The organism is Plastoroseomonas hellenica (genome assembly GCF_018129085.1).
Lineage (GTDB): Bacteria > Pseudomonadota > Alphaproteobacteria > Acetobacterales > Acetobacteraceae > Plastoroseomonas > Plastoroseomonas hellenica.
This window is the reverse complement of sequence record NZ_JAAGBB010000009.1, coordinates 1-23,188: the sequence shown is the minus strand read 5'-3', so window position 1 is coordinate 23,188 and position 23,188 is coordinate 1. Positions and strand designations below refer to the sequence as shown.

Annotated in this window: 19 protein-coding genes; 8 read left to right on the top strand and 11 right to left on the bottom strand. The window is 71.0% G+C overall.

Annotated features, from left to right (window positions below):
- Positions 1-25: 25 nt before the first annotated feature.
- From purH to GXW71_RS09085, 6 genes are read right to left on the bottom strand one after another with little or no spacing between them, the layout of a single operon-like run.
- The gene (gene purH, locus GXW71_RS09110) at positions 26-1,606 is read right to left on the bottom strand and encodes a bifunctional phosphoribosylaminoimidazolecarboxamide formyltransferase/IMP cyclohydrolase (RefSeq protein ID WP_211852179.1); all 1,581 of its coding nucleotides are present in this window, start codon (positions 1,604-1,606) and stop codon (positions 26-28) included.
- 10 nt (positions 1,607-1,616) lie between these two features.
- The gene (locus GXW71_RS09105) at positions 1,617-2,552 is read right to left on the bottom strand and encodes a polysaccharide deacetylase family protein (protein ID WP_211852178.1); all 936 of its coding nucleotides are present in this window, start codon (positions 2,550-2,552) and stop codon (positions 1,617-1,619) included.
- Positions 2,553-2,573: 21 nt separating this feature from the next.
- Complete coding sequence (locus GXW71_RS09100) at positions 2,574-3,683, bottom strand: glycosyltransferase family 4 protein (RefSeq protein ID WP_211852177.1); 1,110 nt, start codon at positions 3,681-3,683, stop codon at positions 2,574-2,576.
- Positions 3,680-5,341, bottom strand: coding sequence for a heparinase II/III family protein (locus GXW71_RS09095; protein ID WP_211852176.1), 1,662 nt, complete (start codon positions 5,339-5,341; stop codon positions 3,680-3,682). Before GXW71_RS09095 ends, GXW71_RS09100 begins: the two co-directional genes overlap by 4 nt.
- A complete protein-coding gene (gene rpe, locus GXW71_RS09090; protein WP_211852175.1) occupies positions 5,338-5,991 on the bottom strand; it encodes a ribulose-phosphate 3-epimerase in 654 nt (217 codons plus the stop codon). Before rpe ends, GXW71_RS09095 begins: the two co-directional genes overlap by 4 nt.
- Positions 5,992-6,030: 39 nt before the next feature.
- Entirely contained in the window at positions 6,031-6,501 is a 471-nt protein-coding gene (locus GXW71_RS09085; RefSeq protein ID WP_211852174.1) for an Lrp/AsnC family transcriptional regulator, read from the bottom strand.
- 113 nt (positions 6,502-6,614) lie between these two features.
- On the opposite strand from GXW71_RS09085, the gene GXW71_RS09080 reads away from it, so the two are divergent.
- Both GXW71_RS09080 and GXW71_RS09075 read left to right on the top strand, forming a co-directional pair.
- Positions 6,615-7,634 carry a tripartite tricarboxylate transporter substrate binding protein gene (locus GXW71_RS09080; RefSeq protein ID WP_211852173.1) on the top strand — a complete coding sequence of 340 codons (1,020 nt, stop codon included), beginning with the start codon at positions 6,615-6,617 and terminating at the stop codon, positions 7,632-7,634.
- A gap of 244 nt (positions 7,635-7,878) precedes the next feature.
- Entirely contained in the window at positions 7,879-8,265 is a 387-nt protein-coding gene (locus GXW71_RS09075) for a DUF3597 domain-containing protein (RefSeq protein ID WP_211852172.1), read from the top strand.
- Positions 8,266-8,400: 135 nt separating this feature from the next.
- Here the strand turns inward: GXW71_RS09075 and GXW71_RS09070 are convergent, their stop codons facing one another.
- From GXW71_RS09070 to GXW71_RS09055, 4 genes are all read right to left on the bottom strand, one after another.
- On the bottom strand, positions 8,401-9,279 hold the full coding sequence (locus GXW71_RS09070; RefSeq protein WP_211852171.1) for an MBL fold metallo-hydrolase: 879 nt from the start codon (positions 9,277-9,279) through the stop codon (positions 8,401-8,403).
- A 139-nt stretch (positions 9,280-9,418) separates the two neighbouring features.
- Positions 9,419-9,658 (bottom strand): hypothetical protein, encoded by a 240-nt coding sequence (locus GXW71_RS09065; RefSeq protein ID WP_211852170.1) that lies wholly within the window; start codon positions 9,656-9,658, stop codon positions 9,419-9,421.
- A gap of 121 nt (positions 9,659-9,779) precedes the next feature.
- The gene (locus tag GXW71_RS09060) at positions 9,780-11,576 is read right to left on the bottom strand and encodes a hypothetical protein (RefSeq protein WP_211852169.1); all 1,797 of its coding nucleotides are present in this window, start codon (positions 11,574-11,576) and stop codon (positions 9,780-9,782) included.
- Positions 11,577-11,672: 96 nt separating this feature from the next.
- Positions 11,673-12,845, bottom strand: a complete 1,173-nt coding sequence (locus tag GXW71_RS09055) for a M20 aminoacylase family protein (RefSeq protein ID WP_211852168.1) — start codon at positions 12,843-12,845, stop codon at positions 11,673-11,675.
- Between the two features lie 161 nt (positions 12,846-13,006).
- Here GXW71_RS09055 and GXW71_RS09050 point away from each other — a divergent pair, with 161 nt between their 5' ends.
- The 4 genes from GXW71_RS09050 to GXW71_RS09035 are packed head-to-tail and all read left to right on the top strand — an operon-like array spanning position 13,007 to position 18,126.
- Positions 13,007-14,167, top strand: a complete 1,161-nt coding sequence (locus GXW71_RS09050) for an isovaleryl-CoA dehydrogenase (RefSeq protein ID WP_211882407.1) — start codon at positions 13,007-13,009, stop codon at positions 14,165-14,167.
- A complete protein-coding gene (locus GXW71_RS09045; protein ID WP_211852166.1) occupies positions 14,167-15,774 on the top strand; it encodes a carboxyl transferase domain-containing protein in 1,608 nt (535 codons plus the stop codon). The genes GXW71_RS09050 and GXW71_RS09045 overlap by 1 nt, the downstream gene beginning before the upstream one ends.
- Positions 15,775-15,788: 14 nt before the next feature.
- Positions 15,789-17,729 carry an acetyl/propionyl/methylcrotonyl-CoA carboxylase subunit alpha gene (locus GXW71_RS09040; protein ID WP_211852165.1) on the top strand — a complete coding sequence of 647 codons (1,941 nt, stop codon included), beginning with the start codon at positions 15,789-15,791 and terminating at the stop codon, positions 17,727-17,729.
- Positions 17,730-17,766: 37 nt separating this feature from the next.
- Complete coding sequence (locus tag GXW71_RS09035; RefSeq protein ID WP_211852164.1) at positions 17,767-18,126, top strand: hypothetical protein; 360 nt, start codon at positions 17,767-17,769, stop codon at positions 18,124-18,126.
- A 9-nt stretch (positions 18,127-18,135) separates the two neighbouring features.
- Here GXW71_RS09035 and GXW71_RS09030 read toward each other — a convergent pair whose 3' ends face one another.
- Positions 18,136-19,401 (bottom strand): RsmB/NOP family class I SAM-dependent RNA methyltransferase, encoded by a 1,266-nt coding sequence (locus tag GXW71_RS09030; protein ID WP_211852163.1) that lies wholly within the window; start codon positions 19,399-19,401, stop codon positions 18,136-18,138.
- A 103-nt stretch (positions 19,402-19,504) separates the two neighbouring features.
- Between GXW71_RS09030 and GXW71_RS09025 the strand changes: the two genes are divergently transcribed.
- Both GXW71_RS09025 and GXW71_RS09020 read left to right on the top strand, forming a co-directional pair.
- A complete protein-coding gene (locus tag GXW71_RS09025; protein ID WP_211852162.1) occupies positions 19,505-21,187 on the top strand; it encodes an ArnT family glycosyltransferase in 1,683 nt (560 codons plus the stop codon).
- Between the two features lie 165 nt (positions 21,188-21,352).
- On the top strand, positions 21,353-21,970 hold the full coding sequence (locus GXW71_RS09020; RefSeq protein WP_211852161.1) for a DedA family protein: 618 nt from the start codon (positions 21,353-21,355) through the stop codon (positions 21,968-21,970).
- The last annotated feature ends 1,218 nt before the right edge of the window (positions 21,971-23,188 follow it).

Sequence of the window (23,188 nt, the reverse complement as noted above, 5' to 3'; positions counted from 1 at the left end):
GCGATGGGGCGCGCGACTCGCACCCTCAATGCCGGAAGTGTCGCATCCCCGTGAACACCATGGCGAGGCCCGCCGCGTCCGCCGCCGCGATCACCTCGGCATCGCGCATCGACCCGCCCGGCTGGATCACCGCCGTGGCCCCGGCCGCCGCCGCCGTTTCCAGCCCATCGGCGAAGGGGAAGAAGGCGTCGGAGGCGACGACGCTGCCCTTGGCGAGCGGCTCCGGCAGGCCGGCCGCCTTGGCCGCCGCTTCGGACTTCCAGGCGGCGATGCGGCTGCTCTCCACCCGGTTCATCTGCCCGGCGCCGATGCCGACGGTCGCCAGCCCCTTGGCATAGATGATGGCGTTGGATTTCACATGCTTGCAGACGCGGAAGGCGAAGATCAGGTCGGCCAGCTCCTCGGCGCTCGGGACGCGCCTGGTCACCACCTTCAGTCCCGCCTCGGCCACCCGGCCGGCGTCGCGCGACTGCGCCAGGAAGCCCCCGGAGACCGATTTGAAGACCATGCCCGCCGCCGCCGGGTCCGGCAGGCCGCCGGTCAGCAGCAGGCGAAGGTTCTTCTTCTTCGCGAAGATCGCGCGGGCCGCCTCGTCCGCATCCGGTGCGATGACCACTTCGGTGAAGATCGCGGTGATCTTCTCGGCCGCCGCCGCATCCAGCACCCGGTTCGCCGCGACGATGCCGCCGAAGGCCGAAACCGGGTCGCAGAGCAGCGCCCGGTCCCAGGCGGTCGCGAGGTCGCCTGCCACCGCCACACCGCAGGGATTGGCGTGCTTCACGATGGTGATCGCGGGTTCCGCGAACTCGGCCACGCACTCATAGGCCGCATCGGTGTCGTTCAGGTTGTTGTAGGAGAGCTCCTTGCCCTGCACCTGCACCGCTGTCGCGATGCCCGGGCGGGCGCTGCCGTCCAGGTAGAAGCCGGCACTCTGGTGCGGGTTCTCGCCATAGCGCAGCGTCTGCTTCAGCACGCCCGCGACCGCGAGGCGGGGCGGGAAATCCTGCCCTTCCTGCTTCGCGAACCAGAAGCTGATCGCCGCGTCATAGGCCGCGGTCCGCGCATAGGCGGCGGCGGCCAGCCGCCGGCGGGTGGCGAGGGTGGTGCCGCCCTTGGCCTCGATCTCGGCCTGTACCTCCGCGAAATGCTGGGGCTCCGTCAGCACCGCGACATGGGCGTGGTTCTTGGCGGCGCTCCGGATCATCGCGGGACCGCCGATATCGATGTTCTCGATGCACTCCTCGAAGCCGGCGCCCTTCGCGACCGTCGCCTCGAAGGGGTAGAGGTTCACCGCCACCAGGTCGATCGGCGCGATGCCGTGCTGGTCCATCTGCGCCAGGTGGTCCGCCAGGTCGCGCCGGCCGAGGATGCCGCCATGCACCTGCGGCACCAGCGTCTTCACCCGCCCGTCCAGGATCTCCGGGAAGCCGCTGTGCTCCGAGACATCCTTCACCGGCACGCCGGCCTCGCGCAGCGCCTTGGCGGTGCCGCCGGTGGACAGCACCTCGACCCCGCGCGCGGCGAGGAAGCGGCCGAATTCGATGAGCCCCGTCTTGTCGGAGACCGAGATCAGGGCGCGGCGGAGGGGCAGAGGGGTATCGCTCATGCGGCGGGGATTACGCCCGCCCGCCGGCGCCCGCAACCGTCAGCCAATGCTCGGCGATATCACGCCGCCGGGCGACCCAGATCTCCGGCCGGTTCGCGATGTGTTCCAGGATCGCCTCCAGCCCTCCGATCCGCGCGGGACGGCCGATGAAGCGCAGATGCAGGCCGATCGAGAGCATCTTCGGCGATCCGGCCGAGCCTTCCTTGAGCAGCCGCTCGATCGCGCCAATGCAGTAATCCGAGAAATCCCGGGCCTGCACAAAGCCGCCGCCCGGGCTGAACCGCATGTCGTTGGTGTCGAAGGCATAAGGCAGCAGCACATGCCCGGGCGGCGCGCCGGGCAGGATGCGCGGCAGGTCGTCGTCATAGGCGTCGCTGTCATAGAGGAAGCCGCCATGCTCCCAGAGCAGCCGGCGGGTGTTCACCGAAGCGCTGCTCTTGGTGTGCCAGCCGACCGGGCGCTGGCCTGAGGCGCGCTCGATCGCAGCGACGGTCGCCGCGATCACCGCGCGTTCCAGCGCTTCCTCCATCCCGGCATGGCTTTCCCAACGCCAGCCATGGGCGCTGACCTCATGCCCGCGCCGCGCCGGCTCCGCGGCCAGGATCGGCGTCGCCGCGATGCAGCGCCCGCAGGAGGAGAAAGTCGCCTTGCGGCCGAAGGCATCGAAGGCGTCCAGCACCCGCCAGATGCCGACCCGCGCGCCATAGGCGAAATGGCTTTCCATGCAGAGGTCGGGCGCGCCTTCCAGGATCCGGTTTACCTCGTGGACCGGCTCGTTCCGCTCGTCGCCGGAGCCGAGCGACAGCTCCGCGCCTTCCTCCACATTCACGACGAAGGAGATCGCGAGCCGCGCATCCCCAGGCCAGCGTGGATGCGGCGGGCGGCCGGCATGGCCGAGCAGGTCGCGGGAGGCGGGCGGCATGCCGCCGGGCAGGAGCTGCGTCATGCCTCGATCCTGCCGTGCGGCTCAGAGGCCGAGAAGGTCCAGTGTGCGTCCGACCACCCGGGATTCGTCGAAGAGATCAAGCGCCCGGGCGCGTCCTGCCTCCCCCATGCGCAGCCGCAGCGCCGGATCGCCCGCCAGGCGGGCAAGCGCCTCGGCCAGCGGCCCATCCTCCGCCGGCGGCACCAGCAGCCCGGTTGCTTCCGGCACCACCTGCTCGCGCGGGCCGCGCACATCGGTCGCGACCACCGGCAGCCCGGTCAGCATCGCCTCGATGATCGACATCGGCAGCCCCTCGAAGTGGGAGGGCAGGGCGAAGACATCCGCCGCCGCCAGGATGCGCGCGACATCGTGCCGATAGCCGAGCCGCACCAGCCGCCGCCCGAGCATCGCCTCCGCCCGTGCGAAATGCGGCTCCAGATCCTCGCCATGGTCGGAGGGCAGGCGTTCCCCCACCACCCAGAGCACCGCGCCCGGCACCCGTTCCATCGCCCGCAGCAGTTCTGGGTGGCCCTTGTGGCGCACCAGGCGGGAGACGACGACGACGACGCAATCATCCTCCGCCGCGCCGAACTCGGCGCGAAGGGCCGCCCGGGCGTCGGCGTCGGGGTGGAAGACGGCTGGATCGCGCCCGTTCAGCACCGCCGTCGCCTGCGCATGGATGTGCAGGCGGCGTGCGTCCTGCGCCTCCTCCGCGCTCACGGTGAAGAAGCGGTCGGTCATCCGCCCGCCGAGCCATTCCAGCGCCAACGACAGCCCGCGCCGCCACAGCGGGCCGGGCTGGTTGAACAGGAAGCCGTGGCAGGTATAGGCGATGCGCGGTACGCCGGCGCGTTTCGCCGCCGCCCGTGCGATCAGGCCGGAGATCGGCATATGCGCATGCACCAGATCCGGCTTCTCGACGCGGAACAGCGCCAGCAGCGCGCGATAGGCGCGCCACTGCGCCAGCGGGTTCAGGCTGCGCGCCATCGGCGGCGCCACGATGCGGAACCCTTCCGCGCGCGGCACCTCGAGCAACGGCCCCTCTGCCGCGGCACCGATCACCTCATGCCCGCGCAGCCGCGCACCACGCATCAGCGGCAACAGGAAGTGCCGGAGCGCGAAATCGACGTTGGTGACCTGGATGACCTTCACGCTTCGGGCGGCGGCGGCAGGCTCACCCGGCTGATCGCCCATTGCACGGAAGCGGCGTTCTCATCGGCGTAGAGCGCGATCTGCTGGCTGCGCCGGGCATCGCCGCCGAGATGGACGCTCTCCTCGATCGCGACCCGGGCACCCTTGGCGCGCAGCCGCCAGCCCATGCCGGAAGCGAGGCGCAGCAGCACCGCGGTCTCGTCCTGCTGGGCATTGGCGGTGACACCGGGATGCAGGTGGAAGCGCACCGCGAAGCCGGGCAGCGGCTTGCCTTCGGCGAGCTCCACCGCATCCTCCCCGCGGAGGTCGTCCCCGGACTCCGAGAGGTAGAGGCGCCGCCGGTGGATCGCGCCGAAGGCCTTGGCATAGCCGTCATGGCTCATCTCGAGCCATTGCGCGCCGGACGCCTCCTGCCGGTCGGCCTCCACCACCTCCGGCCGGCGGCCGAGCCCGCCATCGCGCAGCTCCGCGCTGTTGGTGTCCGAGAGCACCAGCGTCGAATGCGCCGCGGTCGCGCGCAGCGCATCGCACCAGCCGCTTTCGGCCGCCGGCGCGGCGCCGCAATTGATGATCATGCGGTCGCGCCCGACCGACATCTCGAAGGCGAGCGTCCCGGCATGGGCCAACCGGTCGGCGCCGCGCGGCACCCCGCCCGGGCCGATATTGCCCGCGCGCCCGCCGGGCGGCGCGCCGCAGTCCACGATCACCAGCGTGCGCCCGGCCTGCAGCCGCTGGAAGCCGGTCTCCGGCAGCGACAAGGGCGTCCGGCTGCGCGCCTGGCCCTGGGTCAGCACCAGGTCGACCATGGAGGAGCTTTCCTCCCGCGTGCCGTTGAACAGCGCCAGGCCGCCATCGCCATGCCGCAGGCTGCGCAGCGCCGGCGCCGCGCGGTCCAGCGCCACGGTCAGGTGCGGCGGTGCCTCGACCTCGACGCCGTGCAGCAGGTTGCGGATCTCGATCAGGTCCTTCAGCGCCTCGAGTTGCTGCGCCGGGCTGCGCTCGACATGGCCGCCATCCGGGTGGAACTGCCGCTCCAGCTCCGCGGGCAGGAAGCGCACGCAGCGCTGGAGGAAGCTTTCCTCGTCGAGGGCGACGGCGGCCGCCAGCGCGCCCTTCAGCGCGACCAGCGCGCCGCGATGCTGGGCTTCCGCCGGCAGCGCCGAGACCAGCGCCCGCGCATCCTGTGCCAGGCGCTGCATGATCGCGTGGCGGAAGGCGTCTTCCGCGGTCGCCGCGAAGAAATCCCAGTTGCCGAGCCAGGAGGAGATGCGGGCGCCCATCACTTCCGGCGCGCTGGCCACCGGCTCCGAGGCGCCGGCCGCGAGCCAGTCGGCCGCCAGCAGGCGGGCGCGGATGCGTGCCGCGTCGGTGCCGAGGGTGCGCAGGTCGCGCAGCCACAGGAAGCCATGCGCCGCGGCGCGCCAGAGTGGCGTGCCCGCCTGATCCTCCCAGCCGGTGCCCGGCGTGCCGTCATCCTCCGATGGCAGCAACGGCCGCGCGGTGCCGGCCCACTCGAACTCACCGCGCATCAGCCGCGCGCCGCGCGCGGCATCGCCTGGCCAGAGGTCCCGAAAGGGGCGGGAAGGCGCTTCCAACACGCGCACCGGGCGCAGCCGCGCCAAATTCCGCCGGGCGTTGCGGAAAAAGCCTTCGATCATCCCCGGAGCCCTGCGATGGCGGTGGCGTAGTCGGGCCTGCCGAACACCGCCGTCCCCGCGACGAGCACATCGGCGCCGGCCTGGATGCAGAGCGGCGCCGTCTCCGCCGTCACGCCGCCATCGACCTGCAGCCGGATCTCATGGCCGGAGGCATCGATCATGCCCCGCAACGCCGCGATCTTCGTGAGCTGGCTGCGAATGAAGCCTTGTCCACCGAAGCCCGGGTTGACCGACATCACCAGGATCAGGTCCGTCAGGTCCAGCACCTGCGACACGGCCTCGATCGGCGTCGCCGGGTTCAGCACGACGCCCGCCTTCTTGCCGAGTGCCCGAATCGTCTGCAAGGAGCGGTGCAGATGCGGCCCGGCTTCCGGATGCAGGCTGATCCAGTCGGCGCCTGCTTCGGCGAAAGCGGCAAGGTAGGGATCGGCGGGCGCGATCATCAGATGCACGTCGAAGGGCAGTGCACTCTTCGGCCGCAGCGCCTTCACGATCGTGGGACCGAAGCTGATGTTCGGCACGAAATGGCCGTCCATGATGTCGAGATGCAGCCAGTCGGCGCCGGCAGCCGCGATCGCGGCGACCTCCTCTCCCAAACGGGTGAAGTCGGCGGCGAGCAGGGATGGGGCGATTCGCACAGATTTGGACACAGTGCTGATTCTAACGCCCCCATCGCGCCGCCAACAGAGTCAAATCGGTAGCGCTGTCGTGTCCTTGACCCGCTCCATGGCGAAACGGCTGGTCACCTTGCGCAGGCTTGGCACCTCCGCGGTCAGGCGGCGATAGAAGGCATCGAAGGCCGCCATGTCGGACACCACGACATGCAGCAGGTAGTCCACATCGCCGCCGAGCCGCCAGCAGGCGAGCACCTGGGGCATCTTCGCAACCGTCGCGGCGAAGCGATCGATCCAATCCGCGGAATGGTCACCCGTCTCGATCGCGACGAAGACCGAGACGTCGAGCCCGACTGCCGCCGGCTCCACCAGCGCGACACGGCCGGTGACGACGCCCGCCTGTTCCATGCGCCGGATCCGTTTCCAGCAGGGCGTGGGCGTCAGCCTGACCTCCTTCGCGATCTCGGCCAGCGAGAGCGAGGCGTCGCGTTGGATCAGGCGCAGGATCGCGCGGTCGATATGGTCAAGCTCCGCGGCTGGCGGCATGGGGGTTGATTCTCCAAGTCTGGCGCCAAGAATGGCAAGAAAATCTTTCTCTTGCACGATTTTTCCGATCTGAAAGAAGGATATTCCAAGACTCTCGCTGGGAATCCCTTCTCGTGACCGCTGTTCTCCGCCGCCGCGCCCTGCTGGGCGCCGCCGCCACCCTGCTTGTCCCTGCCGCCGCCCGCGCCCAGGGCGCCGCACAGGCCGGCATTCTTCCCTCTGCCGCCGCTCATGCCTGGGCGCCGGAGCGCGCCGTCAGGGTCATCGTGCCGGTGGCGCCGGGCGGCAGCCTCGACATTCTGGGCCGCACCATCGCCCGGGCCATCCAGCCCGCGCTCGGCCAGCCGGTGGTCGCCGAGAACCATACCGGCGCCGGCAGCAACATCGCCTTCGAGCTGGTGGCCCGCGCCCGGCCGGATGGGCTGACCATCCTCGTCGGCTCCGACCCGCTGACCATCAACCCATCCCTCTACCCGCGCGTCGGCTTCGATCCCGTGCAGGACTTCACCGCGGTGATCGAGCTGGTGCGTGCGCCGCAGGTGCTGGTCGTGAACCCCGCGAGCCCCGTGCGGGACGTCGCCGGCTTCGTCGCCGCCGCGCGCGCGGCGAATGGCGCGCTCACCGTCGCCTCCCAGGGCAATGGTTCGATCGGGCATCTCGCCGGCGCCCTCTTCGCCCGCGAAGCCGGGGTCACCTACACCCATGTGCCTTATCGCGGCGGCGGCCCCGCCGTGCTCGATGTCGTCGCCGGACATGTGGATGCCCTCTTCGTCACCTTGCCGGCCGCCATCGAGCACATCCGCAGCGGCCGCCTGCGCGCCGTCGCGATGACCGGCGCCACCCGCAGCACCGCCCTGCCCGAGATTCCGACCGTCGCCGAGAGTGGCTATCCCGGCTTCGACGTGGTCACCTGGCAGGGCCTGCTGGTGCCGGCCCATACGCCGGAGGCCATCGTCGCCCGTCTCGCAGAGGAGACCGCCAAGGCGCTGGCGACGTCCGAGGTGCGCGATGGCCTGATCCGCCAGGGCTTCGAAGTGACCGGCCATGGCCCGGCCGAATTCGGCACCCATGTCCGCCGCGAAGCGGCCCGTTGGCCGGCGCTGGTGCGGGCGGCCGCGGTGCGGGTGGAGTAGGAAAGGGCTCGAAGGCATCAGCCTGCGAGATGACCTTGGGTGAGACGGCGCGCCGGCGCGATCAGGTCACAATCGTGAAAGAACTGCGGCAAAACCCGTTTCGGCGCCGGTTCACGTCGACAGCAACGCGACGCTCCTCCTAGTTTGCCGGCACCGCGTCGCGATTGTCCGATGTCTGATCGGCCCGTGGCGTGTATTGCCGGCGCATCCGATTCCCGGGTCCCGGATCGGCAGGAGCAGTCCCATGAGCATCTTCGGTTCGATCGTTTCCCGCATTTTCGGTACCCGCGAAGCTGCCGCCGTAACGCCCGCTGCCGCAGGGGCCCCGGCGGCAGCGCCGGCTGCGGCTCCAGCGGCAGCTCCGGCCGGCGCGCCGGTGGATGTCGCCGCGATTCTCGATGGGCTGGCGTCGAAGGCCGGGCAGAAGCTCGACTGGCGCCATTCCATCGTCGACCTGATGAAGCTCCTCGGCCTCGACAGCGCACTCGAGAACCGCAAGGCGCTGGCGCAGGAGCTGCACTTCAGCGGCGACATGAACGACAGCGCCGCGATGAACATCTGGCTGCACCGCCAGGTCATGACCAAGCTCGCCGAGAATGGCGGCCAGGTTCCGACCGAGCTGAAGGACTGAGCGGCGGGGAAACCGTTCCAGAGGAAACCGTCCCAGGGCATGATGCGCTCGCAAGCGCTCACGCATCATGCCCTGGCTCGTTGTCTGATCGCGTGACGCAGATTTTTCGGCGTATCCGCCTCAAGTCGTCACGCGCTACAGCCCCTGCAGGGGTACCTTGAGGAACCGTCGCCCGTCGGCATCGGGCGGCGGCAGCTCTCCCGCCCGCATGTTCACCTGAATGGACGGGATGATGAGCTTCGGTGCCGAGAGCGACGCGTCGCGCGCCATGCGCAGCGTCACGAATTCCTCCTCGGTGACGCCGTCGCGGACATGGATGTTGTTCGCCCGTTCCTCGGCGACCGTCGTCTCCCAGCGGAACTCGCGCCCGCCGGGCGCGTAGTCGTGGCACATGAAGAGCCGCGTCGCGTCCGGTAGGGCCAGGATGCGGCGGATCGAGTGGTACAACGCATGCGCGTCGCCGCCCGGGAAATCGGCGCGCGCGGTGCCGCCATCCGGCATGAACAGCGTATCGCCCACGAAGGCCGCATCGCCCACCACATGCGTCATGCAGGCCGGCGTATGCCCGGGCGTGTGCAGCGTCGTCGCTTCCATGCCGCCGATCATGTAGCGGTCGCCATCCAGGAATAGCCGGTCGAACTGGCTGCCGTCGCGGCGGAACTCGGTGCCTTCGTTGAAGACCTTGCCGAACACCTCCTGCACCACGGTGATCTCGGCGCCGATGCCGATCAGCCCGCCCAGCCGGTCCTGGATATAGGGCGCGGCGGAGAGGTGGTCCGCATGCACATGCGTCTCGATCAGCCACTCGAGTTGCAGGCCATGCGCGCGCACGAAGGCGATGAGGCGTTCGGCGCTCTCATAGGTGAGGCGCCCGGCCGCGTAGTCGATATCGAGCACCGGATCCACGATGGCGCAGGCGGAGGAGGCGGGGTCCTTCACGACATAGCTCACCGTGTTGGTGGCCTGGTCAAAGAAGGCGGTGACCTCGGGGCGTGGGGTGGCAGCGTCGGTCATGCGCCGATCCTAGAGCAGATCCTGCTCCGGTGGCATCACTGAAGAGGCAAAGTTACTCGCCTAACGAGGGCCGAAAAAAGCGAAGGGGCGGCGGCCTCCCCCGGCCACCGCCCCTTCGTGTGGCGCGATGCCGCTCGCCTCAGCGGCGCACGATCCGGCGCACATGGCGGCGCGGGCGGCGATGGCGGCGCGCATCGGACTGGTCCTGCGCGACGGTCATCTGGTCCCGCACCGGCGCGGCATGCTCGACCATCGGCGCGGGGGCCGCGACCGGCAGCAGCAGGCCATTGGTGAAGGAAGCGGCGGCGGCGGGCGTGGACACACCCGAAACGGCGGCCAGGCCCAGCAGGCCCAGCGACGCGAGAAACAGCTTGCGCATGATCGGCAAATCCCCTGGCAACGACCCGTCCCAGGATGGGCAGGCCGCCTGGGGCATCTTCGCCGAAATCAGGTCACCTGCAGCATTCCGTTACATGAAAACCCGTCCATGCTGCACTGCATCAATTCAGTATAAACAAAAGGTAAGATGACGAGACTTCCGATGGCAATGGAAGCTCGGTCCAGCCATCGGGCCGCTCCCCGGCCAGCAGCCGCCGGCGCAGCGACTCCTCCGGCCAGGGGGAGCCGAGCGGCGGCGTGTCCCGGCAGAGCAGCACCAGCCGCACCTGCCGCCGCGCCAGCACGCGCATGGCCTCCGCGTCATCCGTCGCCGCGAAGACGGCGCTGAGGTCGAGCAGCGCCGCGCCCCCGCGATGATAGGGCGCGGCCACCTGCCGGAAGGGCGTGCGCCAGGCGAGTTCGGGCCCGATATTCAAGCTGTCGGACAGCATCACCGACCCCGGGGGTGCGGGCGGGGCCGCCGACAGGAAGCGCGCGAGCGCGGGCACCGGGCAACCGCGCGCCGATACGGCCTCGGACGTCGTCAGCAGTGGCGCCACGAAGGGCAATCCGAACAGCATTGCGGCGAAGACCGCACAAATTATCAGGCGCGCCGCACCCATCAGCAGCCGTCCGAGGAGGATCAGCAGCCCGGCCGCCCCGATCGCCGCCGGCGGTGCGAGATCGAGCGCGAAGCGCCGGGCCATCAGCGACGCCCCGGTTCCCGCGACCAGCGCCAGTGCCACGATCAGCGCCGCGCGCCATCGCCCGCTGCGTGCCCAGCCGGCGAATTCCAGGCCCAGCAGCAGCGTCAGCACCGCGAAGGGCACCGTCCCCATTACCCAGAGCGCATCGCCGATCTGCTCCCTGGTTCCGAAGCGGACCGGCTGCATCTCCTGCACGTTCGGCAACAGCAGCGCCACCGCCCCCGCATCGGCGCCGCCCAACGACCCGCGCAGCAGGTCCGGCCATAGCCGCAGCAGTGCATAGCCGGCCGCCCCCGCCAGCAGCAGCCCGGCCGGGACGCGGGCCCAGGGCACCAGGCGCCCAAGCGGTGCCGCCAGCAGGAAGCAGGCCGCGGCTGCGCCGGCGATGGCGAGGTGCTGCACGGAGACCTTGTCCGGCTCCGCCAGCCCCCATTCGGCGATCGGCCGCTCCGTCGCGATCGCCAGCGCCAGCATGAGCGCCAGTCCCAGGGCGACCCGCGCGCCCTGCAATGCCAGCCGCTTGCCGTCCCAGGCGATCAGCCAGGCCAAGCCTAAGCCGGCCAGAAGCGGCGCTACCGTCAGCATCGCTTCCGGGCTCACCCAGACGCCGAAGCCGCCGGCGATCCCGGCCAGCCAGGCCTGTTGGCCGCGATGCTCGTCCACCGCGGCACGCATGCCGGCGCCGAGCGTCAGCAGGGCCGCGACCAGCAGCAAGGTGTGGTGATCGGCCCGCCCGGGCATGCTGTAGCCAAGCACGGCCCAGCTGCTCATCAGCAGAACGCAGGTGATCCAGGCGCCGATGCCGGGCCAGAGGGGGCGCGCCGCCCAGGCGCTGAGCAGGAGCGCCACCGCGTGCAGCACCGGGGATACCCAGGCGCCCGACCATAGGATGGCGTCCCGAGGATCGACCCCGAGGCGCATGGCGAGCCAGGCCGGCGCCAGGATCAGGATGTCGAGCGGCCGCGTCCAATGCAGCGACAGCCCGTCCGGCGCCGAAAGCGCTGATAATATCGGATCCTGCCACGCGGCGCCCAGATACAGCGCCAGCACGCGAAGCGACCGCGTCCAGGCATCGGGATCGGCCATCTCGCCGGTGGTGAGGAAGCCGTCCGGCGCCGCCGCGATGCGCCAATGGAGGAAGACCAGCGCCAGGAGCAGCGCGATGGGCAGCAGCGGCGTCGGGCCGTCCGGCGAATCGTTGCGGCGGGGCATAGGGAAGGGACGGTGCCAGGGCAGGCCGGCGCGCGCCAGAGGGCTCCGCCTTCCCGCGCCTTCTGCAATCTTATCCCCGCGGCAGTTCCTGCAACCTCATCCCCGCGGCAATTCCTGCTCGACGATGCTCGCGAAGAAGCTGGCACCGAGGGGCAGGATGTCGTCGTTGAAGTCGTATTTCGGGTTGTGCACCGGCACGCTCCCCTTGTCCGCGCCCGCCTGGCCCAGCCGCACGAAGCAACCGGGGCGCTGGAGCAGCATGTAGGAGAAATCCTCGGCGCCCATCATCGGCGGCCGCTCCCGGATCACGTGGCGCTCGCCCAGCACGCGGGCGGCGGCCAGCGCCGCGCGCTCGGTCTGCGCCGCGTCGTTCATCGTCGGCGGGTAGCCGCGCTGATAGCGGATCGTCGCGGTGGCGCCATGCGCCGATGCGATGCCTTCCACGATGCGGGTCATGCCGGCCTCGACCAGGTCCCGCTCCTCGGGCAGCAGAGTGCGCACCGTGCCGCGCAGCTCCGCCGTCTCCGCGATCACGTTCATGGCGGAACCCGCGTGGAACTGCGTCACGCTCACCACCGCGCTGCGCAGCGGATCCACCGCTCGCGCCACCAGCGACTGCAGGGCGACCACGATCTGCGAGCCCACGAACAGCGGATCGACGCATTGATGGGGGCGCGAGGCATGGCCGCCGACGCCGTCCACCGTGATCCAGAACCGGTCGGAGGCTGCCAGCACGGTGCCCGCGACGACCGAGGCCTCGCCCACCTTCAGCGCCGGATCGTTGTGAAGGGCGAAGACCGAATCGCAAGGGAAGCGGTCGAACAGCCCTTCCTCGACCATCACCCGGCCGCCGCCGCCGCCCTCCTCCGCCGGCTGGAAGATGAAATGCACCACGCCATCGAAGTTCCGGGATTCAGCGAGGTACTTCGCGGCGCCAAGCAGCGTCGCGGTGTGTCCGTCATGCCCGCAGGCATGCATCCGCCCCGGGACCGTGGACGCATGCGGCAGGCCGTTGGTCTCGGTCATCGGCAGGCAATCCATGTCCGCGCGCAGACCAATGCCTTTATCGGAGGTGCCGTTGCGTAGCACGCCCACCACGCCGGTGCCGGCGATGCCGCGATGCACCTCGATGCCCCAGCTTTCCAGCTTCTCGGCGACGATGGCGCTGGTGCGATGCTCCTCGAATCCAAGTTCGGGATTCGCATGGATGTCGCGCCGCCATGCGGTCATGTCCGGCAGCAGGTCGGCGATCCGGTTGTGCACAGGCATGAGTGTCGGCGGCTCCCGATGAAGGCGCGGATGCTCCACCGGGCCGTCCCGGCGCGCAAGCCTGCCTGTTGTCCTGGCGCAATCTGCGCGACGGGTTTGCAACCGCCCTGTCCAGCCCCCTATGATTCCCGCCAGGGCAGGAGGCGCGCGGCATGGCCGACATGGGACAGGGGCTTGATTTCGGCCTGGGCGAGGTCGCCGATGCGTTGCGGGATCAGGTCGCCGGCTTCGCTGCCGCCGAGATCGCGCCGCGCGCTGCGGCGATCGACGCCAGCAACGACTTCCCGATGGATCTCTGGCCGAAGATGGGCGCCCTCGGCCTGCTCGGCGTGACCGCCGAGGAGGAATATGGCGGCGTCGGCCTCGGCTATCTCGAGCATTGCGTCGCGATGGAGGAGATCAGCCGGGCCTCGGCTTCGGTCGGCCTCTCCTATGGCGCGCATTCCAATCTCTGCGTCAATCAGATCCGCCGCAATGGCAACCAGGCGCAGAAGCGCCGCTACCTGCCGAAGCTGATCGACGGCAGCCATGTCGGCGCGTTGGCGATGTCCGAACCCGGTGCCGGCAGCGACGTGGTCTCCATGCGGCTGCGGGCCGAGAAGCGCGGCGACCGCTATGTGCTGAACGGCAACAAGATGTGGATCACCAACGGCCCCGACGCCGATGTGCTGGTGGTCTATGCCAAGACCGATCCTGCCGCCGGCCCGCGCGGCATCACCGCCTTCCTGGTTGAGAAGGGCTTCGCCGGCTTCTCCACGGCGCAGAAGCTCGACAAGCTCGGCATGCGCGGCTCCAACACCTGCGAGCTGGTCTTTAGGGATTGCGAGGTGCCGGAGGAGAATGTGCTCGGCGCCGTCGGCCGCGGCGTCAACGTGCTGATGAGCGGCCTCGACTATGAACGCGTGGTGCTCGCCGCCGGGCCGATCGGCATCATGCAGGCCTGCATGGATGTGGTGATGCCCTACGTGCATGAGCGCAGGCAGTTCGGCCAGCCGATCGGCGAATTCCAGCTCATGCAGGGCAAGATCGCCGACATGTACACGACGATGAATGCCTGCCGCGCCTATGTCTACGCGGTGGCGCGGGCCTGCGATGCCGGCCGTACCACGCGGAAGGACGCCGCGGGCGCAATCCTCTACGCCGCGGAGAAGGCCACCTGGATGGCGCTGGAGGCGATCCAGGCGCTCGGCGGCAACGGCTACATCAATGATTACCCGACCGGACGCCTGTTGCGCGACGCGAAGCTCTACGAGATCGGCGCCGGCACCAGCGAGGTCCGCCGCATGCTGATCGGCCGCGAACTCTTCACCGAGACCGCCTGATGCCGGTGCTGCCGAGCCTGCACGATCCGCGCGCGCCGGAGGCCGAGGCCAATGCGGCGGCGATGCGCGCGCTGATCGAGGACCTGTGCGCACAATCCGGCCGCATCCGCGAAGGTGGCGGCACGGCGGCACGGGAGAAGCACCTGGCGCGCGGCAAGCTGCTGCCGCGCGACCGCATCCGCGCGCTGCTCGATCCCTTCTCGCCCTTTCTCGAGGTCGGCCTCTTCGCGGCAGAGGGGATGTATGGCGGGGAGGTGCCGTCCGCCGGCATTATCACGGGCATCGGCCGGGTCGAGGGCCGCGAATGCATGATCGTCGTCAACGACGCGACGGTGAAGGGCGGCACCTATTTTCCGCTGACCGTGAAGAAGCACCTGCGCGCGCAGGAGATCGCCGAGCAGAACCGGCTGCCCTGCCTCTATCTGGTCGATTCCGGCGGCGCCAACCTGCCGAACCAGGACGATGTCTTTCCCGATCGCGACCATTTCGGCCGCATCTTCTTCAACCAGGCCAATATGTCCGCCAAGGGCATCCCGCAGATCGCTGTCGTCATGGGGTCCTGCACCGCCGGCGGCGCCTATGTGCCGGCGATGTCGGATGAGGCGATCATTGTGCGCGACCAGGGCACCATCTTCCTGGCCGGTCCGCCTTTGGTGAAGGCAGCGACGGGGGAGGTGGTGAGCGCTGAGGATCTCGGCGGCGCCGATGTCCACACCCGCATCTCCGGCGTCGCCGACCAGTTCGCGGAGAATGACGGGCATGCGCTGGCGCTCGCCCGCGCCGCGGTCGCGCGGCTGAACACGGTGAAGCGCCCGGCACTCGACCTCCGTCCCCCGGTGGCGCCGCTGCATGACGCCGAAGACCTGCTCGGCATCATCCCCGAGAACACCCGCACCCCCTATGATGTGCGGGAGGTGATCGCCCGCATCGCCGACGCCTCCGAGTTCGATGAGTTCAAGCCGCGCTACGGATCGACGCTCGTCACCGGCTTCGCCCGGATCTGGGGCTTTCCGGTCGGCATCGTCGCCAACAACGGCGTGCTGTTCAGCGAGAGCGCGCAGAAGGGCGCCCATTTCATCGAGCTCTGCGCCCAGCGCGGCATTCCTCTGGTCTTCCTGCAGAACATCACCGGCTTCATGGTCGGCCGCAAATACGAAGCCGGCGGCATCGCCAAGGACGGCGCCAAGATGGTCACTGCCGTCGCCACCGCCGCGGTGCCGAAATTCACCGTCATCCTCGGCGGCAGCTTCGGCGCCGGGAATTACGGCATGTGCGGCCGCGCCTATGCGCCGCGCTTCCTCTGGATGTGGCCCAATGCCCGGATCAGCGTGATGGGCGGCGAACAGGCCGCCTCCGTCCTCGCCACCATCCGCCGCGACGGCATCGAGGCGCGCGGTGGCCAGTGGCCGGCCGAGGAGGAGGAAGCGTTCAAGGCCCCGATCCGCAGCCAGTACGAGACCCAGGGCCATCCCACCTATGCCAGTGCCCGGCTCTGGGATGACGGCATCATCGACCCCCGTGACACCCGCCGCGTCCTGGCGCTCGGCCTTTCCGCCGCGCTCAACGCGCCGATCGAGCCGACCCGCTTCGGCCTGTTCCGGATGTAGATGAGGAGCCTAGCATGTTCCGCCGCATCCTGATCGCCAATCGCGGCGAGATCGCCTGCCGCGTCATCCGCACCGCCCGGCGCCTCGGCATCGCGGCCGTCGCCGTGCATTCCGATGCCGATGCGGCGGCGCTGCATGTGCGCATGGCCGACGCCGCCTACGCCATCGGCCCCGCGCCCCCGCGCGAGAGCTATCTCCGCATCGACGCCATCATCGACGCGGCGCGCCGCGCGGGTGCCGAGGCGATCCACCCCGGCTACGGCTTCCTGTCCGAGAATGCCGATTTCGCCGAGGCCTGCGCCGCCGCCGGCATCGTCTTCATTGGACCGCCACCGAGTGCGATCCGCGCCATGGGTTCCAAATCCGCCGCCAAGGCGCTGATGGAGCGCGCCGGCGTGCCCCTTGTCCCCGGCTATCATGGGGAGGACCAGGATGCCGCGCATCTCGCCGCCGAAGCAGCCGCGATCGGCTTCCCCGTGCTCATCAAGGCAAGTGCCGGCGGTGGCGGCCGCGGCATGCGCGTGGTCGCGGATGCCGCGGCCTTCCCCGAGGCTCTGGCGGCCGCGCAGCGCGAGGCCGGGGCCGCCTTCGGCGATGACCGCGTGCTGGTCGAGAAATACCTGGCGCGGCCGCGCCATATCGAGATCCAGGTCTTCGCGGACAGCCACGGCAAGACCGTCTCGCTGTTCGAACGCGATTGTTCCATCCAGCGCCGGCACCAGAAGGTGGTCGAGGAAGCGCCGGCGCCGGGCCTCGATGCCGCTGAGCGCGCCGCGATGGGGGAGGCTGCGGTCGCCGCCGCGCGCGCCGTCGGCTATGTCGGCGCCGGCACCGTCGAGTTCATCGCCGAGCACGGCCGCTTCTACTTCATGGAGATGAACACCCGCCTGCAGGTGGAGCATCCGGTCACCGAATGCGTCACCGGCCTCGACCTGGTGGAGTGGCAACTCCGCGTCGCGGCCGGCGAAGCGCTGCCCGCAGCCCCCGTGGCGCCGCAGGGCCATGCCATCGAGGTCCGCATCTGCGCGGAGGATCCGGCGCGGGACTTCCTGCCGGCGACCGGCACCATCCAGCATCTCCGCGAGCCCGAAGGCGCCCGCATCGACACCGGCGTGCGCCAGGGCGATGCCATCACGCCCTACTACGACAGCATGATCGCCAAGCTGATCGTCCATGGCGCCGATCGTGCGGAGGCGCTGCGTCGCCTCGACACCGCGCTCGGCGGCTACGAGATCGCCGGTCCCGCGACCAATCTCGGCCTGCTGCGCCGCATCATCAGCCATCCGGATTTCGCCGCCGGCGGGGTCGACACCGGCTTCATCGCCACCCGCGCCGCAACGCTGCTGGCGCCGGAGGAGGCGCCGGCGGACTGGCTCCTCGCCGCCGCGGCCCTGCATCTGCTGGCGGCGGCGCGTGCGGCCACCGATGCCGATCCCTGGTCGGCCGCCGATAGCTGGCGGGTGAACGCCGAGCCCTATCAGGACCTGCATTTCCGCCTGCCCGGCGGCGACGCCATCACGCTCCGCATCCACCCGCAGGCCGCCGGGGCCCGGCTCGATCTGCCCACCGGTTCCGCCGAGGCCCATCTCCATGATGGCGCGCTCACGCTTGGCGCCGTCACCCGGCGGGCGAAGATCCTGCGCCAGGGGCAGATGCTCACCATCCTCCTGGACGGCGTGCCGCACCGGCTGCAGATCGAAGATCCGCTCGCGCCTCCGGAAGGCGCTGCCGCCGGTGGCGCGCGCATCGCGTCGCCCATCCCCGCCCGCGTCACCCGCGTGCTGGTCGCGGTGGGCGACCGCGTCGAAGCGGGGGCGCCGCTTCTCGTCCTCGAGGCCATGAAGATGGAGCTCACGCTCCGCGCCCCCGCGGCCGGCACCGTGGCCGCAATGCATGCCCCGCTCGGCACCCTCGTCGATGAGGGCAAGGAACTCATCGTCCTCACACCCGATTGAGCGGGCAACGACCGCGATGGCGGCGCGTTGCCCTCGCATGACCCAGAAGAAGCCCAGTCATGCTGAGCCGAAGCGCGACGACGCGATCCGCGACAGCTTCCCCGCGAGCGACCCGCCGGCGAACCCGGCTTCCAAGGGCGCGCGTGCCGTGCCGGTCGAGGACATGAAGCCCGGCCCGGCTCCGGAACCTGACGGGGCGGCAACACTGTCCGCGCCCTTCGCCAGTGCCGAGGCGGCAAAGCTGGCGCTCGAGGCACTGGCGCGGGAGGGACCACTGCCGCGCGAGCACATGACGATCGAAGCCGCCCCGGCCGGCGTCGTGCTCAAGCTTCGCGTGCAGAGCGGCGACCGGAGCCGGATCCGCACCATGCTCGAGCGCGAGGCGGCGCGCGCCTGAAACGGGTGCTCAACCCGGGCGGCGCTCGAACCGTGCGGCGAAGAAACCATCCATGCCGCCCGCTTCCGCCATCAGATCGGGGCGGGTGCGCAGATGCCCTTCCGGTGTGATGGCGCCCGGCAAGCCGGGCAGCGCGTCTGCCGGAAAGGGCCGGGGGGCGAGGCCGGCTAGTTCCCTCTCGGCTTGAGCCTCGCCCTCCTCCCATTGCAGGGAGCAGGTGGCGAAGACCAGCCGGCCGCCCGGCTTCAGCAGGGCCGCCGCGGCCGCGATCAGCCGCCGCTGGAGGTCCGCGGCGCTCGCCACGTCCTTGGCTCGCTTGAGGTGCGCGACGTCCGGGTGCCGCCGGATGGTTCCCGTGGCGGTGCAGGGCGCGTCCAGCAGCACCGCGTCGAAGAGGCTATCCGGCCGCCAGGCTGCCGCGTCCGCCTCCACCACCTCCGCCGTCAGTTGCAGCCGCGCCAGGTTCTCCCGCAGACGGGCCGCCCGGCGCGGGTCGCGCTCCACCGCGACCACCTGCGCCCCGGCCGCCGCGAGCTGCGCCGTCTTGCCGCCTGGCGCCGCGCAGAGATCGGCGATCTGCTCCCCGGGTTTCGGGTCGAGCAGCCGCACCGGCAGCGCCGCCGCGGCGTCCTGCGCCCAGATCAGCCCCTCCGCGAAGCCCGGCAGTTCGGTGATTCGGGTCCCTGCCGGCATCCGCCAGCTTCCGGTCGGCAGTGCCACCGCGCCCTCCGGCAGCGCCGCGGCGCCCTGATGGGAAAGGTCGAGCGGTGCCGGTGCCCCATGCGCTTCCGCGATCGCTCGTGCTCCCGCCGCACCATAGGCCGTGTGCCAGGCGCTCCAGAGCCAGGGGGGCGTGTCGAGCCTGGCAGCGTCCAGCCCTTCCAGCGCCGCCGGTCCGGCGGCCGCCACCTTGCGCAGCACCGCGTTCACCAGCCCCGCGAAGGGGCGCGGCACCGCGCCCACGGTGCTGGCGACCGCCGCATGCGGCGGCGTCTCCAGCAGCAGCAGCTCGGCCGCCCCCATGCGCAGCGCCGTCCGTACCACCGGCGGCGGATTGCGGGTCAGGAAGGCTTCCAGCACCGCATCGAGCGACCCCATGCGCCGCAGCACGGCCGCCGCGATCCGGTGCGCGGCCGCGCGGTCGCGCGCCTCGAGCGATGGCGGCAGCGCTTCCAGCGCTTCCTCCAGCGGCCGGCGGCGCTCCAGCACGGCATCGAGAAGCGCCAGGGCGGCTCGCCGCGTCGGCAGGCCGGAAGCATTCGGGGCACGGGACATGGCGCCCCCTAACGCGACGAGGAAGGGAGCGCCAGAGGCAAGGGCAGCGCCCTCTCGCGCTTTCCCCCCATCTGCTCTACCACCGCCAGCCATGCGGCAAGCGGTGGATACCTTCCTCGACCGGCTCCCGGATACGCGGCGGCCGCGTCTCTGGCTGGCATTGCTGTGCCTGGCGCTCTGGCTGCCCGGCTTCTTCTCCATCCCACCAGGCGACCGGGACGAAAGCCGCTTCGCCCAGGCCTCGCGCCAGATGCTCGACACCGGCGACTATGTCCGCATCCGCCTGGGCGAGGAGGAGCGGAACAAGAAGCCGGTCGGCATCCACTGGGCCCAGGCCGCCATCGTGCATGCGCTGGAAGCGACGCGTCTCGGCTCGCGATCCGATATCTGGGCCTATCGCGGCGCCAGCCTGATCGGCGCCCTGCTGGCGGTGCTGGCGAGTTTCCACTGGGGCCGGGCGCTGGTCGGGCGACGCCAGGCCTTCGTGGCCGCGGCGCTGCTCGCCTCCTGCCTGGTGCTGGTGGTCGAAACCCATATCGCCAAGACCGATGCCGCCCTGCTTGCCGCCATCACCGCGGCGATGGGGCTGATGGGCCGCGCCTATCTGGCACCCGAGACGTTCACCGCCCGGCAGGCCGCGGGGTTCTGGCTTTCGCTCGGCATCGGCGTGCTGCTCAAGGGCCCGATCGCGCCTATGGTGCCGCTGCTGGCGGGGCTGACGCTGGCCGCCGCCGACCGTTCCTGGCGGACCGGCGCCCCCTGGCTCAGGGCGCTGCGCCCCGCCTGGGGCGTCCCGCTGATGATCGCCTGCGCCTTGCCCTGGTTCATCGCCATCGGCATCGCGACCGAGGGCCGCTTCTTCACCCAGGCGGTCGGCGACGACATGCTGGGCAAGGTCGGTTCGGGGGGCGAGCAGCACTGGGGGCCGCCCGGCCTCTATACGCTGATCTTCGGCATCACCGCCTTCCCGGCCGCCTTCTTCGTGCTGCGGGCACTGCCCGCCGCCTGGAATGCCCGGCTGCAGCCCTCCGTGCGCTTCCTGCTCGCTTGGGTGGTGCCTGTCTGGCTGCTGTTCGAGGCAGTGGCGACCAAGCTGCCGCACTACACCCTGCCGGTCTTTCCGGCGCTGACGCTGCTGGCGGCGCGCTGGGTGCTCGATCCGCTGGCGCCGCAGCCGGGCCGCTGGCTGCGCTGGCTGGCCATGGCGGCGCTCTGGGGCGTGGCGCTGGGGCTGCCGCTGGCGGTCGTCGGGCTCGTCTACTACCTGGAGGCGGGAAAGATCGATCCCTTCGCGCTGCTGGCGCTCGCCGCCGGCATCGCGCTCGCGCTCGCGGTCACCCAGTACATGCGCGGTGGCCATGAAGGGCGGGCGGCGCTGGCAGCGCCGATCCTCGCTATTCCCTTCTTCGCGGCCATTCTCGGCGGCGTGCTGCCGCGGCTGGATCCGGTCTGGATCGCACCGCGCGTCGCCGCGGCGCTCGCGGGCGCTGCACCCGACCTGCCGATCCCGGTGCCGCCAGATCGCTTCGGGATCGCCGGCTTCCACGAGCCCTCGTTGCTCTTCGCGACCGGCGGCGCCACGCGCCTGCTGCGGGATGGCACGGCGGCGGCGGATTTCCTGGCAGAGGCGCCGGGCCGTATCGTCGCCGTCGGCAACCGCGACGAGGCGCGCTTCCGCGAGGAAGCCGCCGCCCGCGGCATCACCCCGCGTGAGCTGGGGCTGGTCACCGGCATCAACTACTCGCGCGGGCGCTGGCTCACGCTGCAGCTCTACAGGGTGGATTGAGAGTCCGTTTGGGAATGGCTGTGGGGCGCTCTGGCGGTCCTTTTCCGCCCCCGCCGCGCCGGCCTCCTCGCCGATGCCACCAGCATCGGCTACGTCAGCCGACACGACAGGAGCGAAAAATGCCTCGCCAGACCACCTCCACCCCATTCCCAAACGGACTCTGAGATGGTCGATTGGGTGATCCGCACGGTCGGCGATTTCGGCCTGCCTGGCGTCTTCTTCCTGATGTTCCTGGAGAACCTGTTCCCACCGATCCCCTCGGAGGTGATCATGCCGCTGGCCGGCTTCGCCTCCGCGCAGGGCAAGATGTCCTTTGTAGGCGCGGTCGTGGCCGGCGTGCTGGGGACCCTCGTCGGCAACGCGGTCTGGTACGAGCTGGCGCGCCGGATCGGCGCCGACCGCATCCGTCCACTGGTCGAACGCTACGGCAAGTGGTTCGCGATCACCGGGGAGGACATGCGGGAGGCCGAGCAGGTGCTGCGGAAATACGGCCCGGTCGCGCTCAGCTTCGGCCGGTTGTTGCCCGGGATCCGCACGCTGATCTCGGTGCCCGCCGGTCTCGTGCATATCCCGCGCCCGGTCTTTTACTTCTGGACTGCCCTGGGCACGGCCGTCTGGCTGGTCTTCCTGGCCAGCCTCGGCCTGCTGCTGGAAGACCACTACGCCGAAGTGGACAGCTATGTGGAGCCGCTCGGCTATGTGGTGGTGGCGCTGGTGGTCGGCGGCTACGCGCTGCACCTGCTGCGGGCCTGGCGGCGCAGCCGGGCACGCTCGCAAGGCTGAGGTGGGGAACGGCAGCCGCCCGGCCGCCTGCGCGGCCGGGCGGGCTTCCGTTCAGCGCTGATCCTCAGGGCGCCGCTGCGGCCGCTGGTTCTGCGGCGGCGGGGCGCTCGCCCGTGGCGGCGGGCTGGGGTGCGCGGCCGGTGGCGGCGAAGGCCGTGCGACGGGTGCCGGTGGTGGTGATGGCCGCGCGATAGGCGCCGGTGGCGGTGAGGGCCGAGCGATCGGTGCCGGTGGTGGTGGCGATGGTCGGGCTGCAGGCGGTGGTGCGGCCGGCGCCATTGGCCGCTGGGGTTGCGGCTGCGGCGCCGGTTGCCGGAAGCCCTGACCGCCTGGTGCCGTACCCCCGAAGCCCGGCCGCTGCCCTGGCTCGAAGCCGGGGCGGCTGGGTGCCTGGGGCGTCTGCACGGCGCCTGGCGAGGCGGCGCCCGGTCGCTGTCCCGGCTCGAAGCCGGGACGGCTGGGTGCTTGCGGTGGCTGGATGGCACCCGGCGTGGCACCGCCTGGGCCCGGTCGTTGTCCCGGCTCGAAGCTGGGGCGGCCGGGCGCTTGCGGTGTCTGGATGGCACCCGGCGTGGCGCTGCCTGGGCCCGGTCGCTGTCCCGGCTCGAAGCCGGGGCGGCCGGGCGCCTGCGGTGTCTGAACGGCGCCAGGCGTATTGGTGCCGAAGCCTGGGCGCTGCCCTGGCTCGAAGCCGGGGCGGCCGGGTGCTTGCGGTGTCTGCGCGGCGCCAGGCGTATTGGCGCCGAAGCCTGGGCGCTGCCCTGGCTCGAAGCCGGGGCGGCCGGGTGCTTGCGGCGTCTGCACGGCGCCAGGCGTATTGGTGCCGAAGCCTGGGCGCTGCCCTGGCTCGAAGCCGGGGCGGCCGGGTGCCTGCGGTGTCTGCACGGCGCCAGGCGTATTGGCGCCGAAGCCTGGGCGCTGTCCTGACTCGAACCCCTGTCGCCCAGGACCGGGCTGGCCGGGCAGGGAGGCGTTCGGCCCGCCCGGAGGCTGACCGGGGCGGCCGAAGCTCCCCTGCGGCGGTACGCCGCCCGGCTGGCCCGGGCCTGCACCCGGCACGAAGCCACCGGGCCGCCCGGGGATCTGCTGACCCGGCGTGACACCCGGCTGTGGCGTCTGCCCCGGGCGTTGCTGCTGCGGCACCGGCGCGCCGGGCTGCAGCCGAACGCCCGGCGCCGGCGCGAAGGGCCCCGGCCTGCCGCCGGGTGCTGCGCCCTG